The sequence below is a fragment of the Sporomusa sphaeroides DSM 2875 genome (assembly GCF_001941975.2).
GTDB classification, from domain to species: domain Bacteria; phylum Bacillota; class Negativicutes; order Sporomusales; family Sporomusaceae; genus Sporomusa; species Sporomusa sphaeroides.
Genome location: NZ_CP146991.1, coordinates 4572203 through 4588053, shown reverse-complemented (window position 1 = coordinate 4588053; position 15851 = coordinate 4572203). Strand labels below are relative to the sequence as shown.

General features: G+C 53.0%; 16 protein-coding genes. 15 read left to right on the top strand and 1 reads right to left on the bottom strand.

Features of this window, described 5'->3' with window-relative positions; translation table 11 throughout:
- The first annotated feature begins 9 nt into the window (after positions 1–9).
- The 6 genes from SPSPH_RS21105 to SPSPH_RS21080 all read left to right on the top strand — a co-directional run bounded on the left by SPSPH_RS21105 (position 10) and on the right by SPSPH_RS21080 (position 7027).
- Positions 10–1554: a 2-isopropylmalate synthase gene (locus tag SPSPH_RS21105; RefSeq protein WP_075756166.1), complete on the top strand. Its 1545-nt coding sequence runs from the start codon at positions 10–12 to the stop codon at positions 1552–1554.
- A gap of 5 nt (positions 1555–1559) precedes the next feature.
- Entirely contained in the window at positions 1560–2825 is a 1266-nt protein-coding gene (leuC, locus tag SPSPH_RS21100; protein WP_233139010.1) for a 3-isopropylmalate dehydratase large subunit, read from the top strand.
- Positions 2825–3319 (top strand): 3-isopropylmalate dehydratase small subunit, encoded by a 495-nt coding sequence (locus SPSPH_RS21095; RefSeq protein WP_075756165.1) that lies wholly within the window; start codon positions 2825–2827, stop codon positions 3317–3319. Before leuC ends, SPSPH_RS21095 begins: the two co-directional genes overlap by 1 nt.
- Before the next feature lie 111 nt (positions 3320–3430).
- Entirely contained in the window at positions 3431–4501 is a 1071-nt protein-coding gene (leuB, locus tag SPSPH_RS21090) for a 3-isopropylmalate dehydrogenase (RefSeq protein WP_075756164.1), read from the top strand.
- Positions 4502–4511: 10 nt separating this feature from the next.
- Positions 4512–6176, top strand: coding sequence for a biosynthetic-type acetolactate synthase large subunit (gene ilvB / locus SPSPH_RS21085; RefSeq protein ID WP_075756163.1), 1665 nt, complete (start codon positions 4512–4514; stop codon positions 6174–6176).
- Positions 6177–6262: 86 nt separating this feature from the next.
- Entirely contained in the window at positions 6263–7027 is a 765-nt protein-coding gene (locus tag SPSPH_RS21080; RefSeq protein ID WP_075756162.1) for a sulfite exporter TauE/SafE family protein, read from the top strand.
- Between the two features lie 27 nt (positions 7028–7054).
- Here the strand turns inward: SPSPH_RS21080 and SPSPH_RS21075 are convergent, their stop codons facing one another.
- The gene (locus tag SPSPH_RS21075) at positions 7055–8014 is read right to left on the bottom strand and encodes an ABC transporter substrate-binding protein (protein ID WP_075756161.1); all 960 of its coding nucleotides are present in this window, start codon (positions 8012–8014) and stop codon (positions 7055–7057) included.
- A 463-nt stretch (positions 8015–8477) separates the two neighbouring features.
- On the opposite strand from SPSPH_RS21075, the gene SPSPH_RS21070 reads away from it, so the two are divergent.
- The 9 genes from SPSPH_RS21070 (at position 8478) to hutW (ending at position 15787) form a co-directional block, all read left to right on the top strand.
- Complete coding sequence (locus SPSPH_RS21070) at positions 8478–8666, top strand: Com family DNA-binding transcriptional regulator (RefSeq protein WP_075756160.1); 189 nt, start codon at positions 8478–8480, stop codon at positions 8664–8666.
- Between the two features lie 137 nt (positions 8667–8803).
- Positions 8804–9517 (top strand): TonB family protein, encoded by a 714-nt coding sequence (locus SPSPH_RS21065; RefSeq protein ID WP_075756159.1) that lies wholly within the window; start codon positions 8804–8806, stop codon positions 9515–9517.
- Between the two features lie 32 nt (positions 9518–9549).
- On the top strand, positions 9550–10524 hold the full coding sequence (locus SPSPH_RS21060) for an ABC transporter substrate-binding protein (RefSeq protein ID WP_233139007.1): 975 nt from the start codon (positions 9550–9552) through the stop codon (positions 10522–10524).
- A complete protein-coding gene (locus tag SPSPH_RS21055) occupies positions 10524–11528 on the top strand; it encodes a FecCD family ABC transporter permease (protein ID WP_083945551.1) in 1005 nt (334 codons plus the stop codon). The genes SPSPH_RS21060 and SPSPH_RS21055 overlap by 1 nt, the downstream gene beginning before the upstream one ends.
- Entirely contained in the window at positions 11525–12340 is an 816-nt protein-coding gene (locus tag SPSPH_RS21050) for an ABC transporter ATP-binding protein (protein ID WP_233138997.1), read from the top strand. The genes SPSPH_RS21055 and SPSPH_RS21050 overlap by 4 nt, the downstream gene beginning before the upstream one ends.
- Positions 12297–13085 (top strand): ABC transporter ATP-binding protein, encoded by a 789-nt coding sequence (locus tag SPSPH_RS21045; protein ID WP_075756158.1) that lies wholly within the window; start codon positions 12297–12299, stop codon positions 13083–13085. Before SPSPH_RS21050 ends, SPSPH_RS21045 begins: the two co-directional genes overlap by 44 nt.
- Positions 13082–13819 carry an ABC transporter permease gene (locus SPSPH_RS21040; protein ID WP_075756157.1) on the top strand — a complete coding sequence of 246 codons (738 nt, stop codon included), beginning with the start codon at positions 13082–13084 and terminating at the stop codon, positions 13817–13819. The genes SPSPH_RS21045 and SPSPH_RS21040 overlap by 4 nt, the downstream gene beginning before the upstream one ends.
- A gap of 18 nt (positions 13820–13837) precedes the next feature.
- Positions 13838–14368 carry a flavodoxin family protein gene (locus SPSPH_RS21035; protein ID WP_233138992.1) on the top strand — a complete coding sequence of 177 codons (531 nt, stop codon included), beginning with the start codon at positions 13838–13840 and terminating at the stop codon, positions 14366–14368.
- A 12-nt stretch (positions 14369–14380) separates the two neighbouring features.
- Positions 14381–15787 carry a heme anaerobic degradation radical SAM methyltransferase ChuW/HutW gene (gene hutW, locus SPSPH_RS21030; RefSeq protein WP_075756155.1) on the top strand — a complete coding sequence of 469 codons (1407 nt, stop codon included), beginning with the start codon at positions 14381–14383 and terminating at the stop codon, positions 15785–15787.
- The last annotated feature ends 64 nt before the right edge of the window (positions 15788–15851 follow it).

Sequence of the window (15851 nt, the reverse complement as noted above, 5' to 3'; positions counted from 1 at the left end):
TAATGTGACATGGAAACTCGGAGCATTCAGATATTTGATACTACCCTCCGTGACGGCGAACAAACGCCGGGAGTCAGTTTGCAGACAGAAGAAAAGGTGGAAATCGCTCTAGCACTGGCCAAACTTAATGTTGATGTCATCGAAGCCGGGTTTCCGGTTGCCTCGCCTGGTGATTTTGAGGCAGTGAGCCAGATTGCCGCCCGGGTCAAAGGCCCGATCATTGCCGCGCTGGCCCGCGCCAACGAAAAAGATATTGAAACTGCGTATAAGGCTGTCCGCAAGGCCGAGCGGCCAAGAATTCATACCTTTATTGCCACCAGTGACATTCATCTGGAGCACAAACTCAAACTGACAAGAGAACAACTGCTGGAACGGGCCGAGCAAGCTGTGCGTTATGCCAAAGACAAGGTGTCTGATGTTGAATTTTCAGCAGAAGACGCATCCCGCTCTGACTGGGATTTCCTGTGTCAGGTGTACGAGCGGGTCATTGCAGCCGGTGCCAATGTCATCAATGTACCCGATACTGTAGGCTACACCACGCCGGCTGAGTTCGGCGCGTTGATCACTTATATCCGTGAACATGTACCCAATATTGATCAGGCAACTATCAGCGTGCACTGCCATGACGATCTTGGCATGGCGGTGGCGAACTCGCTGGCAGCGGTTGCCGCCGGTGCCGGACAGGTGGAATGTACGGTAAACGGTCTGGGAGAGCGGGCAGGCAATGCCGCCATGGAAGAGCTGGTTATGGCGCTTAATACCCGCCGCGAATACTATCATGCTCTGACCAATATCAATACCCGGCAGATTTACCGGACCTCCCGTCTTGTCAGCACCCTGACAGGTACTGCCGTACCGCCGAATAAAGCGGTGGTGGGCGACAACGCTTTTGCTCACGAATCGGGAATTCATCAGCACGGTATGTTGAATAACCCGCTGACTTACGAAATTATGAGCCCCGAATCGGTAGGCGTCAGCCGCAGTGCGATTGTTCTTGGCAAGCATTCCGGCCGCCATGCGTTTGAAGAACGCCTGAAATATCTGGGCTATGAGCTTGACGCCGATGCCATTAATCAGCTGTTTGTCAAGTTTAAGGATTTGGCTGACCGCAAAAAGATGGTATTTGATAAAGATATTGAAGCCCTTATTGTCGAAAAGGCAGCTGTCCGGCCGGAATGGTATACGCTGGAATATCATCATGTAGCCAGTGGCAACAAGATGGTGGCGACAGCTTCGGTGCAGCTCAGGACAAGTGCGGGAATCTGTGAAGCCGCCAGCTGCGGCACCGGCCCGGTAGATGCTGCTTTCAAGGCCATTGAGCAGGCCGTAGGCTTCCCTGTCGGCCTTCATGACTACCAACTGAAAGCGGTAACCGGCGGCGAGGACGCGCTGGGGGAAGCCACAGTATGGATTGAACAGGATGGCCGTACCTTTAGCGGCCGGGGTCTTTCCATCGATGTTATCGAAGCAAGTGCTAAAGCTTATGTCAATGCAATAAACAAAATGCTGGCTGTTTGCGGGTTTCCCGACATTCAGCAGGCTGCTGGGAGGTAATGTATATGGCCAGACCTATGACGATGACGGAAAAAATCTTTGCTGCCCATGCCGGTTTGCCGGAAGTGCAGCCAGGCCAATTGATTGAGGCCAAACTGGATCTGGTGCTGGGTAATGATATTACAACACCGCCGGCTATCAAGGAATTTGAGCAAATCAGTGACAAAGTTTTCGATAAAGATAAAATTGCGTTGGTGCCTGACCATTTTACGCCCAACAAAGACATTAAATCAGCCGAAATGGCCAAGACCATGCGCGAATTTGCCAGAAAACACAATATTACCCACTACTTTGAAGTGGGGCGCATGGGGATTGAGCACGTATTGCTGCCGGAGCAGGGCCTGGTGGCTCCTGGTGAAATTATTATTGGTGCCGACTCTCATACCTGTACCTACGGTGCTGTTGGCGCCTTTGCCACCGGGGTCGGCTCGACAGACATGGCTTGTGCCATGGCGACAGGCGAGACCTGGTTCAAAGTGCCGGCAAGCATTAAAGTAGAACTGACAGGCAAGCTGGCTAAATGGGTGTCAGGCAAGGATGTAGTTTTAAAGCTGATCGGCATGATTGGTGTTGACGGCGCCCGTTACCAGTCGCTGGAGTTTGCCGGTGAAGGCATCGCTTCCTTGACCATGACCGATAGGCTGACAATTGCTAATATGGCGATTGAAGCCGGGGCCAAAAACGGTATTTTTCCGGTAGATGCTATCACCCGGCAATATCTGGACGGACGGGTTAAAAAACCGTATACACCGGTGGCTGCCGACCCGGATGCCGAATATGTCCGGACGGTGACGATTAACTTAAGTGAGCTTACACCGGTGGTTGCCTTGCCGCATTTACCGGAAAACGTCCGGCCGGTAAGTGATATAGCGCCCACGCCGATCCATCAGGTGGTTATCGGTTCCTGTACCAATGGGCGGATTGAAGATTTGGCGCAGGCTGCGGCCATTATTGACGGGCATCAGGTGCATGAGGATGTCAGGGCCATTATCATTCCCGGCAGTCAGGCTGTATATTTGGAAGCCGTAAAATTAGGTTATGTTGAAATCTTTGTCAAAGCCGGCGCGGTTGTCAGCACACCAACCTGCGGACCTTGCCTGGGCGGGCATATGGGCATCCTGGCCAAAGGCGAGCGGGCGGTGGCTACTACTAACCGCAATTTCCGCGGACGGATGGGGCATGTTGACAGTGAAGTATATCTGGCCGGTCCGGCGGTGGCGGCGGCAAGTGCCGTATTAGGGCGAATTGCCGGCCCAGAGGAGGTAGCATGATGAGGTTTTCCGGAAAAGTATGGCGCTATGGCCATAATGTAGATACCGATGTAATTATTCCGGCCCGGTACCTGAATACGGCTGATATGAAAGAACTGGCAGCCCATGCCATGGAAGATATCGACCCTGAGTTTGCCGGCAGGGTACAGCAAGGGGATATTATTGTAGCCGGCAAGAATTTTGGCTGCGGCTCGTCCCGGGAACATGCGCCAGGGGCACTCAAGGCCGCCGGTGTTGCCTGTGTGGTGGCCGAAAGCTTTGCCCGGATCTTTTACCGCAATGCCATTAATATCGGCCTGCCGCTGATTGAACTGGGGGAAGGCGAGATTAATATCAAGGCCGGCGACATGCTGGAGGTAGATTTGGCTGCCGGGGTTGCTAAAAACGCAAATACCGGTGAAAGCTTCACCGTACCTGCGCTGCCTGGCTTTATTCAGGAGATTGCCCAGGCTGGCGGCCTGGTTAGCTATACAAAAAAGAAATTAGAGAAATAACAACTAAAAGAGAGATTGCCTTGTACTTCCACGCAATGACCGGCTGTAGAGCTTCTTGCGGGAAGACAGTGTGGCAATCTCTCTTCCCAAAATGGGTTAGGGAGGGTAACCATGAGCAAGCATATTGTAGTTATTCCCGGTGACGGTATTGGTGCGGAAATTACCGCTGCAGCGCTGAGTGTGGCGCAAGCGGCTGCGGCTAAATGTGGATTTAGTTTTACCTATGAAAGCAAGCATGCCGGTGGGGCCGCCATTGACGAATATGGCATGCCGCTCCCGGAGGAAACGGTAGCGGCATGCCGCAAGGCCGACGGCGTGTTGTTAGGTGCTGTCGGCGGTCCGAAATGGGATCATGTCGCGCCCGAGCTCAGAGCGGAAAAGGCCATTCTGGGTTTGCGCAAGGAGCTTGGACTCTATGCGAACCTGCGGCCAATTAAAGTGTTTCCGGCACTGGCCAATCAGTCGCCGTTAAAACCGGAGATCGTCAGTGCTGTGGATATTCTTATTGTCCGTGAGCTGACCGGCGGAATTTATTTTGGCGACCGTCAGGAAGCTGCTGTGGTTGACGGTGTGGAACAGGCCTGGGACAAGGAAATGTACAGCCGGCCTGAGATTGAACGCATTGTGCGGATGGCCTGCCGGGCGGCTCTTGGGCGCAAAGGCCGGGTCATGTCTGTAGATAAAGCCAATGTATTGGCGGCATCCCGCCTGTGGCGCAAAGTGGCTATTGAGGTGGCAGCCGGTTTTGATCAAGTGAAGTTAGAGCATATGTATGTGGACAATTGCGCGATGCAGCTGGTGCTGAATCCGGGCAGCTTTGATGTAATTGTTACCGGTAATCTGTTTGGCGATATTTTAAGTGATGAGGCCGCGGTACTGTCAGGCTCTATCGGCTTATTGCCGTCAGCCAGCCTGGGAGACGGCACCGGCTTGTACGAACCCATTCATGGTTCGGCGCCTGATATTGCCGGCAAGGGGATTGCCAATCCGTTAGGAACCATTTTGTCGGCAGCCATGCTGTTCAGGTATTCACTGGAACAGGAAGCGGCCGCCGCCATGATTGAACAAGCCGTTGACCGGGTATTGGCTGACGGTTATCGTACAGCTGATATTTATCAGCAAGGCTTTACCAAAGTATCGACCGATGAAATGCGGCAACAAGTAATCGATAGATTGGGGTGATGTTATGCACATGACAGGCGCGCAAGCCATCGTTAAATGCCTGGTTAGAGAAGGTGTAGATACGGTATTCGGGTATCCCGGGGGAACCATTTTGCCGCTGTATGACGCACTTTATGGCTCACCTGTCCGTCATGTGCTGACAGTACATGAGCAGGGAGCCGCCCATGCTGCTGACGGGTATGCCAGAGCCAGCGGCCGGGCAGGAGTATGTATTGCCACTTCCGGTCCGGGGGCTACCAATCTGGTGACAGGTCTGGCGGCTGCTTTTATGGACTCCATACCGGTAGTGGCTATTACCGGGCAAGTACAAACCAGCCTGATAGGCCGTGATGCCTTCCAGGAAATTGATATTACCGGTATAACTATGCCGATTACCAAACATAACTTCCTGGTCAAGGACAGCGGCAAGCTGATAGAAACCCTGCGGCGGGCCTTTGCCATCGCCCGCTCAGGACGGCCCGGACCGGTGCTTGTGGATATACCGCGTGACATTCAGAGCAATACTTATGACTTTATTGAGTTTGACAGCGAATATCAGCGGCAGACGCTTGTCAGGCAGTCGCCGGATTTGCCGGAGCTTATCGCTAAAGCGGCGGCTGCCGTCAGCGCGGCTGAGCGGCCGGTTATTATTGCCGGCGGCGGCTGTATCAGCGCCAATGCTGCCGGCACACTCGCCCAGTTTGCCGAGCAGTGCCGCTTGCCGGTAGTCACCACCCTGATGGGCATTGGCGCGTTGCCCGGAACTCATCCCAACCATCTGGGTCTGACAGGTCTTCATGGGCTGAAATCAGCCAATCAGGCTGTACACGAGGCCGATGTGCTTATCGTTACCGGCAGCCGCTTCAATGACCGGGTAACCGGTGACCGCGCCAGCTATGCTGCCGGTAAAACCATTATTCACATTGATATTGATCCGGCGGAAGTTCACAAGAATGTGGATGCAACCGTGCCGCTGGTTGGTGAAATGAATGCCATCCTTACGGGCATCTGTCAGGCAGTAAAGCCGGCAGAACGGCCAGCCTGGTGGGAAACCATCCGCAAGTGGCAGGCCATGTATCGGGAGACTGCCGCCGGGGCGGCCTTCACCGCCGAGGAGATTATGGGCGAGCTCAACCGCCAGTTGGGCGACAAAGGGGTAATCTATGTAACCGATGTCGGCCAGCACCAGATGTGGGCCGCGCAGAAACTTTCGGTAAACAGTCCGCGCGGGTTTCTGACTTCCGGCGGTCTGGGGGCCATGGGCTTTGGTTTGCCGGCGGCGGTGGGAGCACAACTGGCAAGGCCGGATAAACGGGTGGTCCATATTGTCGGTGACGGCGCATTGAAGATGACCGGCTGCGAACTGTATACGGTAACGGCAGAGGGTCTGCCCATCATTTCCATTGTGATTAACAACCACAGTCTGGGTATGGTCAGACAACTGCAGCACTGCTTTTACGAACAGCGTTATTCGGCTTCGCTGCTGCCTACGCCGATGGACTTTTCGGCTTTTGCCGCTGCTTTCGGCATTCCGGCAGCTGTGACCAATTGCCGGGAAGAATTCAGTCAGGCGGTTGCCGCCGCCTGGGAACGTCCGGGTCCGTCACTGATTGTGGCCAATATCGCCACCGACGATTTGGTTACGCCGATGATTGCTCCCGGCGGAACCATGGATGCCTATGTGGAGGTAAAATAAAGGGGCTATTGCGCTAAGTAAGCCCAATAAAAAAATAAAAGGCGGCAGCCAGCAGCCGTCTTTTATTGTAATAGTGAGGAAAATATATGTTGATTATTTTTGTAATGCTCATCATGGGACTGATGCTTGGCTTTGTTGGTGCTGGGGGAGCGGGAGTCGTCATTGCGGTTTTATCCGTAATGTTCGGCATCCCGCTTCATACCGCATTGGGGACATCTCTGGGGGCGATGGTGTTTACAACAGTTTCAGGCACGTACAGCCATTACCGGGAGGATAATGTTGTTGTAAAATGTGGGGTTGTTGTCGGCATATTTGGCGCAGCAGGGGCGCTTTTGGGAGCAAAGCTCGCTGGTTTGCTGCCAGCCGGTGACCTGAAATGGCTGACTGGCGGTATGCTGTTTCTATCGGCTTTCTTGCTTGCGATCAGGGTTTATTTCCCAGAATGGATAGAATCCTTTGCGCAAGGATTCACGGCGCCAACCGGGGCTCGGTATTGGGGGGCCGCCAGCGCGGTGGGTATAGTCTCAGGAATTATGTCCGGTACCTTCGGGATAGGCGGTATGCCGTTTATTTTAATTGGACTGTTAACTGTTTTCAATATGCCGGTTCACCAGGCGGCAGGCACAACCATGCTTATTTCTTTACCTATTGCCCTTTTCGGTGGACTAGGTTACCTTATTAACGGTCATTTGGACTTTAGCTTATTAGCTAAGGTTATTGCCGGGCTGATGACCGGAACCTATATCGGTGCGAAGTTTACCAGACGGTTATCTCCCGTTATTTTGAAAACTACGATGGTAACTATTCCGGTGATCGGTGGACTTTTATTGCTATTCGGAACAGTACGTTAGTGAATAAATATAACTTCATGACCTTCATCAGTAATGAGGCTCAGGATAAAATAAATTTGACAGAAAATCTATGGCCATATCCGCCCGGCTGGCCGGATTAACCGCAAACAGCTGATAGGGCAATTGATATACCTGGTTTTGCTGCACGGCTTTAAGCTTTTGCCAGGCAGGGTGAAGCATGAGTTCATTGCGGATTTTATCGCCAACCTTAGCTTCATCGCTGTGATTAATCAGCAAAATCAGGTCCGGATCAGCTTGCAGTGCAAATTCCAGTGTCAGCGGCGCATACTGTGTGGCCGGGTTATCGCTGTCACCGGCCACATTAAGTGCGTTGAGGCGGCTGATGAGATCACCGGTAAAACTGTTGGGCAGGGCCATATACAATTTCTCCAGCGAGCCCCAGACAGTGAGTACCCGGGGGGAGGGTTTATTTTTGCTTCTTTCCTGGGCCTGCTGTAATTTGCTGTCCAAGCGGTCAATTACTTCGTTGGCTTGTCCGGGGCGGTCGGCTAATTCGCCGTAAAAGCGCAAGGCCTGGCTGATTTCCTGGAAACTGTCCAAGCGTTGGCGATATACCGGTATACCGGCTTTCTCCAGGGTCGAGAGGGTTGGCTGTTTTACGTGAGTATCGGCTGCCAATACCAGGTCCGGCTTTAGGGCAATGATCTGATCAATATTCGGGCAGGGTGTTTCACCAACCTCCGGGACATCTTTGATTTTTTCCAGCAAATCAGAAGGCAGGGCCGTGGTGCTGGGCCGGCCGATTAATTGTCCGCCGGCAGCATAATACAGATCGACATTGGAGGGATTGAGCGCGACAAGGCGCAGGGATCTTCCCTTTTTTATTGTTTGCACTAAACGGCATTTTGGGCACTGAATCTCAACATATTTTACCCGGCCTTTAAAAAGCAGTCTGTTGCAGTTGGGACAACGGCATTCGCTGAAGCCTGCCGTATTTACTTTACCGGTGGTAGGCTGTGTTTTCATGCGATTACTCCTTTTTATTTAAATTTACCAGGATATGTATTACGCACCTTTGCCGGTGCAAGGCTCAGCTTCCCTCATGAGGACGGAAGGCATTGGGGGAAGCGGTTAACGGCTAAAACAAATAAGCTCCGCGTGAAATACTATTTCATCGCGGAGCTCGAGGCTCTCTTTTTAAGAATCATTCTCATTAATATTATAAAAATAGAAACACGATTTTGTCAAGAATAAACGGTAAATTAAGAGGTGCACAGCCAGCCAAGCTATGAGATTTTTCCGATGATAGAGGTATAGTAATAATAAAAATTTTTTTTACTTAATTTTCTCAGAAAGCTGTTGACTTTGATAATCATTATCAATATAATGGTTATAGAAGAGAGCCTGAGAGCTCCGTGCACCTTAAGACCGGGCACGGAGCTTTATTTTCGATACAGGGGTATTCTATCAATCTATTGGAGTGGTGCACATGGAGACTAAATTAAATAATTTGCGACCGCCAAAATCAAGATTGCCGGAAGTCCGTTGTTTTCGGTGCAATCGACTATTGTTTCGCGGCATTGCTGAAGATGTTGAAATCAAGTGTTCGCGTTGCGGTGTTGTTCAGTATATCGGCAAATCCAGCCAAGAGTCCGGAACAAAGATCAGCAGTTGGTAAATGAGGAAGCGTAACACAATTTAGTCTACATAATCTTCAGAGAGCCGAGAGCTCCGTGCGGGTAGTATTGCACGGAGTTTTTTTATTGCCGGACAAAGCGGGAGTTGCGGCGTGTTTTATTGAAGTGAGGTGATTAGATGACCTATGGTATGTGTTGGTATAAGGCCTTTAGTTTATCTTGTGTCGCTCATCTGCTCTGCGGCATTTTACTGGTAGCGGTGCTTGGCAATATAGAATCCCAGCCGTTGCCGGAACGGCAGATGGTTATTGAACTTACGGCTGTGGAAGGCAGCAGCAGTCAAAGCAGTGAGCCTGCGCCTGCGGTTTCCCCTGCCAGTCCTGCTGCGAGCCCGGAGGAGACCCAGGCAAAGCCGGTTGTTTCCCGGCCGGCAGTTAGTCCTGTGGACAGACAAGTGGCTGTCCCGCGTGCCGGACATGTATTGGCGGGCAGTGAAAGTGCGGTGGTAACAGCAGCGGTTGCCGGAGGTGCCGGTGGCAGCGGTAAAAGCACTGCAGCAGAGCCTGCTGCCGGTTCGGGTTCAGAGAGGACTGCTGCCAGGGCGCCTGGCGGCGGGGAGCTTGACAGTATTATTAATGCGTTTCTCCAGCAAATTGAAAAACGCAAGGATTACCCTTATATGGCAAGGCGCCGGGGGCAGGTAGGAACGGTCACGGTGGCGGTGCGTTTGAATGAGGTTGGTGAACTGGCCAGTGTACAGGTGCTGCGTTCCTCAGGGGTAGCTGCTTTGGATGAGGCCGCTCTGGCGCTGGTGCGGAAGGTTTGTCCGTTTACCCATAACACCGGGCAAATGATTGCCATGAATATTCCGATAGACTATCAAATCGAATGACAGCATGACAAATGCAGAAATGAGGGGAAAATATGGGTCAAACTATTACTAAACTGACACTTGGCCTGCTGGTTGTATTGCTGACTGCCTGTGCCTGGTTTTTATGGAAAGGCCAGTCACAGCCCGCAGCCAGTCAGGTGTCTGAGCGCTACCGTGTAACCGACAGCGCCGGCAGGCAGGTGGAAATACCCCGCCGGCCGGAACGGGTAATTGTCCTGAACGCTTCCAGCCTGGAGTTATTTTACGCTGTGGGAGGGACGGTGGTTGGGCGCCCCAGTACCGAAGCTTTGCCGCAGGCGGTGAAGGAGGCGGTAGCGGCCGTGCCGGCTGTTGGCAGTACGCCGAATCCCAACCTTGAGCAAATTGTTACTCTTAAGCCTGATTTAATTTTGGGGGTTAACATGCCCTTTCATCATAACCTGATTCCGGTGCTGGATCAGGCGGGGATTCCCATTTTGCTGCAGTCGCTGGAAAACTATCAGCATGTTATCGATACCTTGCAGTTTTATGGGGATTTAGCAGGAAAGCCGGAGCAGGCTGCCGCCGTTATCGGCAAAATTCAGTCAAGGTATCAAAGCATAATTGATAAAAATAAAAACCGCCCTGCACCGAAGGTTGTCGTTATCTGGGGGTCGCCGGAAAGTTTCCATATGGCAACTTCGCGCAGCTTTACCGGTGATTTGGTCAAACGGCTGGGAGCTGTTAATCTGGGTGATCAGGGCGATGACGGACAGAGTCATATGGGCTATGTGCCGCTAAGTATGGAGTATATTGCTAAGCAGAATCCGGATAAGATTTTGCTGATCACCCATAGTCCTGATGATAAGGTAAGCGACAAGTTCAGCAATGAGCTGGCCGGCCACCCGGCCTGGCGCGGGTTGAAGGCTGTAGCTACCAATCAGGTTCACCGGCTGCCGTACAAGCTGTTTGCCGTTAATCCCGGGACTCAGGTAGATGAAGCCATGAGTATTTTGGCCGGTCATTTATATCCGGAGGTGGCTGAGTAGTGAGAGAATTGGCTGCAGATCCGCGGATGACCCGACGGGCGGTTATCAGTATTACCGGGCTGGCGGCCTTGGTTCTGGCGCTGTTAATTGGCATCAGGGTGGGTGCCGTGGCTGTCAGTATGTCTGACATCTGGAATGTGTTTGCCTCTCCGGCCGGTACGGAAGTTTACCAGATTATTTATAATATCCGGGTTCCCCGGGTACTTGTCGGAGCTTTGACCGGGATAAACCTGGCACTGGCCGGCTGCATTCTGCAGGGTGTGCTGCGCAATCCGCTGGCCGACCCCGGTATTATCGGGGTATCGGCGGGAGCCGGACTGGCCGCTATGGCGGTGATGATTTTGTGGCCGGGACTGACGGCGCTGGTACCGGCGATGGCCTTTGGCGGCGCTCTGGTGGCTGCCGCAATCGTATTCTTATTGTCCTGGGACCGGGGGGTGCAGCCGCTGCGGCTGATTTTGGCCGGTGTGGCGCTGGCGGCTTTTTTTGGCGGCGGCATGAGTGCACTCATGGTTTTTCATTCCGATAAGGTCCAGGGGGTTGTCAACTGGATGGCTGGGGGCTTTCAGGGCCGCAGCTGGGATCATGTCAGCATGATTTTGCCGTACAGTATTATCGGCATAGTGGGAGCGGTACTGTCTTACCGGTATTTGAACGCGTTGCAATTAGGGGATGATGTGGCTAAGGGACTGGGTATCAGGGTAGAAAGGGCACGCTTTTTGCTGGTGGTGCTGGCGGCGCTGCTGGCCGCTTCCGCCGTAAGTGTCGCAGGTCTGTTAGGCTTTGTCGGACTGATTGTTCCCCATATAACCCGCATGCTGGTGGGTTCTGATTTCGAATATTTGCTGCCCTGCGCGGCAGTGCTGGGAGCCACGCTGGTGGTAGCCGCCGATACGGTGGCCCGTACGCTGTTCAGTCCGGTGGAAGTGCCTGTGGGAATTTTTATGGCTTTTCTGGGAGCTCCGTTCTTTATTTATTTGCTGCGAAAGGGGATGAGACGATGAACCTGACCAATCACACTATGGAAGTGCGTGCCGCTAAGCTGGGCTATGGCCATAAGGTAATTGCGCCGCAGTTGGATCTGGTGATTGATAAACCGGAGGTGATCTCGATAATCGGCCCCAACGGTTCGGGAAAATCGACACTGTTGAAGGCGTTGAGCCGGTTGTTGCCGCCGCTGGCCGGCACTGTCCTCTTAGACGGTAAAGATATTTACAGCCTGCCGCCCCGGGAGGTGGCCCGGATTATGGCCATTCTTCCTCAGACAGTACATGCCCCGGGGGATATGACCGTCAATGATCTGGTGTCATATGGGCGGATGCCTTATAAAAAAATGTTTGAACAGCTGGCAACCGCTGATCAGGCTTGTATGGCCGAAGCGCTGGCAGCTACCGGTATGCAGGCAATGCAGCACTGCCGTCTGGACAGCTTGTCAGGCGGTGAACGGCAGCGGGCCTGGCTGGCCATGGCGCTGGCCCAGCAGCCCCGCCTGCTGCTGCTGGATGAACCGACAACTTACCTGGATCTGCATCACCAGCTGGAATTAATGAAACTGGTTCGCAAACTGCATCAGGACCGGCAGCTTACGGTTGTTATGGTACTGCATGATTTGAATCATGCGGCCCGCTTCAGTCAGCGGATTATCGCCGTTAAAGACGGCCGGATTTTTGCCGACGGCTCGATAAAAGAAGTATTTACCGCTGAAAACCTGCGTTCCTTGTATGGGGTTGAAACCACGGTGATGACGGTTGAACAAGGAGGTAGTTCACATCTTGTCTGTTTCCCGCACGACACTTGCCTCGCACCGGGAGCCTGAGGCCGCCCTGGTTCTGCACCGGCTGGCCAAAACCTATGACAAGCAGGAGATTTTACGCGGTATCTCCTTAACGGTAGCTCAGGGAGAAACCTTTGGCCTGCTTGGTCCTAATGGTGCCGGCAAGACCACGCTGATGAAACTGGTTGCCGGGCTGAGCCGCCCTGACGGTGGTCAGCTGACGATATTTGGCCGGGATGGAGGCGGGGAACGGCAGGGCATGAAACAAAGGATTGCCCTGGTGGCTCAGGAAAATAATCTGGAACGTGAGTTCACGGTGCAGGAGGCATTACTCACCTATGCCAGGCTGTATGGGGTTGCCAAACCCCGGCAGCGGGTGGAAGAGCTTGTACATAAGTTCAATTTGACAGAGCTGTGCCGTAAGCGGGTGGGTGTTTTATCCGGCGGCATGGCCCGGCGGCTCTTAATTGCCCGGGCGCTCTTGCCCGAACCCCGGCTGCTGCTGCTGGATGAGCCGACAGTCGGGCTTGACCCGGATGTCAGGCAGGATATTTGGGCCATGATCAGAGGTCTGGTGGCTGCCGGCACCACTATTTTTATGACAACCCACTATATGGAGGAAGCCGAACAGCTGTGCCAGCGGGTGGCCTTGTTGAAAGCCGGGCAGATTGTTGCTGTTGATACCCCGGCAGGCATTAAGCGACTGGCTGACGCTGAGTCCGGCAATGATCAGCAGACGACACTGGAAACCGCTTTTCTCCGCTTAATCAGGGAGGGGCAGGCATGAGCGGCTATTGGGCGGTATACTGCCGGGAAATGCTGTTAATGCAGAAAAAAATCGGCAAGCTGGGCTATGTTTTTTCGGCAGTGATGTTTCCGGTTATCTATTTATTTGCTTTTGGCCTGGGGCTGGGTTCCCGGGTTGAGGTCAGCGGCGGTTATGTTCCTTTTTTGACTACCGGGATTGTCAGCCTGACAGTCATGCTCAATTCTTTTCAGCAGACCGCCTTGTCGGTAAGTGCCGGGAGATTATATTTCCATACCTTTCAGACGGTTTTTTTAAGTCCGGTGCCGGCGCTGCAAATTGTCGGCGGTATTGTCCTGGCAGGCATAACCCGTGGTGTATTAATGGGTGGGCTGGTATATGTTGTCGCCTGGCTGGCGTTTGCTGTGCCGGCGCTGTCCGGCATTGCTGTAATCGCCATATTGTTATCGGCTTTTTTCTTTGCGGCGCTGGGAGTTGCTTTGGGCTTAGCCATTGCCGATCCGGACGACATATCGCTTGTTAATAATTTTATTATTACCCCCATGATTTTCTTCTGCGGTTCGTTTTTTCCTGTTCAGAATCTGCCGCCCGCTCTGCAAACCATTGTCTCGGTTTTGCCGTTAAGCCTTGCCAATAAACTGATGCGGCTGCCGGCCTGGGACAGTCAGGCTGCCGGGAGTACTGCAATATTGGGGTTAATGGGCCTGGGATTGCTGCTCTGGGGGGCACGGGGGTTAAAAAATTATAGTGAATAAAAATTTACGGGAGGCTTTATGATGAAGACATTAATTGTTTACTCAAGTTTAACCGGGAATACCAAGCTGGTGGCAGAAGCCATCCATGAGGTTTTTGGTCCGGAAGCCGGCTTGTTTCCGGTGGAGACAGCGCCGTCACCGACAGATTATGATTTTGTGGCAGTTGGCTTTTGGGTGGATAAAGGAACTGCTGATAAGAAAGCTCAGGAGTTTCTTAAGACCATTGAGGGCAAGCCTGTTGCCTTATTTGCCACGCTGGGCGCCTATCCAGATTCGGAGCATGCTGCTGACAGCCTGAAGAATGCTGCTGCATTCCTGGATGCCAGTAACCAATTGGTGGGAACGTTTATCTGCCAGGGAAAAATTGACCCCCGTTTAATAGAACAGTTTAAGAAAATGCCGGGAGATCATCCGCATGCTGTTACACCGGAGCGGCTGGCGCGCTATGCGGAAGCCGCCAAACATCCTGATGCCGGAGACTTGCAGGCAGCACGGGCGGTATTTACAGATATAAAAATAAAACTGCTGCAAGCAGCCGGGGAAAAGTGAGGTGATTGCCGCTTGCGAGGAAACAGATTAAACCAAATTTTGACTGCTATGGATTCCGAACAATATGCTCTGACTGTTGGCACTGCGGCCGGTGAGCCGCTGACCTCCGCCTTTGAAAAACGCCGGGTGGTGCATGCCGGCGTCCGCGGCAAGCCGCTGCTGCCAGGCAATTGGCAGAGTACCTGGCAATCTTTGCTGAAGCAAAAAGTAAAACCGGAACAGCGTGTTGCCTATATTCATATCCCGTTTTGCCGGCAGCGCTGCCTGTATTGCGGTTTTTTCCAGAATTACTCGAACGAGGAAATGGAAACCCTGTATATTGACAGTCTGGTTAAAGAGCTGCAGCTGAGTAAAGGCAGCAGCTATCTGGACAGTGGACCGGTCAATGCCGTATTTATTGGCGGCGGAACCCCGAGTACCCTGGCGCCGCAAAATGTTTCCCGCCTGCTGGGGGCGATTCAGGATTGCCTGCCGCTGGCCAATGACTATGAGTTAACACTTGAAGGGCGGATTAATGATTTGGTACCGGCCAAAATAGAAGCCTGGCTGGCCCATGGGGTAAACCGCGTTTCCATCGGTGTTCAGTCCTTCGATACCGGCGTGCGGCGTGCGGTTGGCCGCATGGATGATACGGAAACCATTTTAGCGAAGCTGGAGCTGCTGTCAGGCTATAACCAGGCGACGGTTATTATTGACCTGATGTACGGGCTGCCTCATCAAACCAGTGAAGTCTGGGCCAACGACATCCGGTTGCTGAAGCTGGCGGCCATTGACGGGCTGGACTTATATCAGCTTAATATTTATCCGAACAGCGCTTTGCAGCAGGCGATTACTGCCGGGAAACTGCCGCCGGCAGCTACCACCGCCGAGCAGGCCGAAATGTTTGCCCTGGCTGAGGCCAATTTGTCGGCCGGTATATTTTCCCGGCTCAGCAACTGCCATTGGGGAAAAACCACCCGGGAGCGCAGCCTGTACAATACCCTTACCAAGGCGGGACATAATGTCATTCCGTTTGGCGCCGGAGCTGGCGGCAATGTCGGCGGCGTAACCATGTTTTTGCACCGGAATATGGCTGCTTATATCAAGAGTATTGAGGAAGGGCATAAGCCTGTTGCCGCGATGGCGCTGCAGCCTGACGGCAGTGAGCTGCATAATATGGTTGTCGGCCAGCTGGAGCGGGGATATTTAAGTCTGCCTGTCCTGGCAAGGCACTATGGGGCCGTTGTCTGGGAATTGGAAGCCCTGCTGGATATTTGGGAGTCACGCGGCCTGATTACGCGCCGGGCCGACCTTGTCCGCTTAACGGTAGCCGGACAGTTCTGGCATATGAATATTACGCAATCGGTATTAGAATGCCTGCACGCCCTGCTGGACGGAGTCCATTCGGTGGAAGTGGAACCTATCGCCGCCCAGGGCTGATACCGGGAACATAAGAGAGCCTGTGAGCTCCATGACGGTTTATATCGCATGGAGTTTTATTATT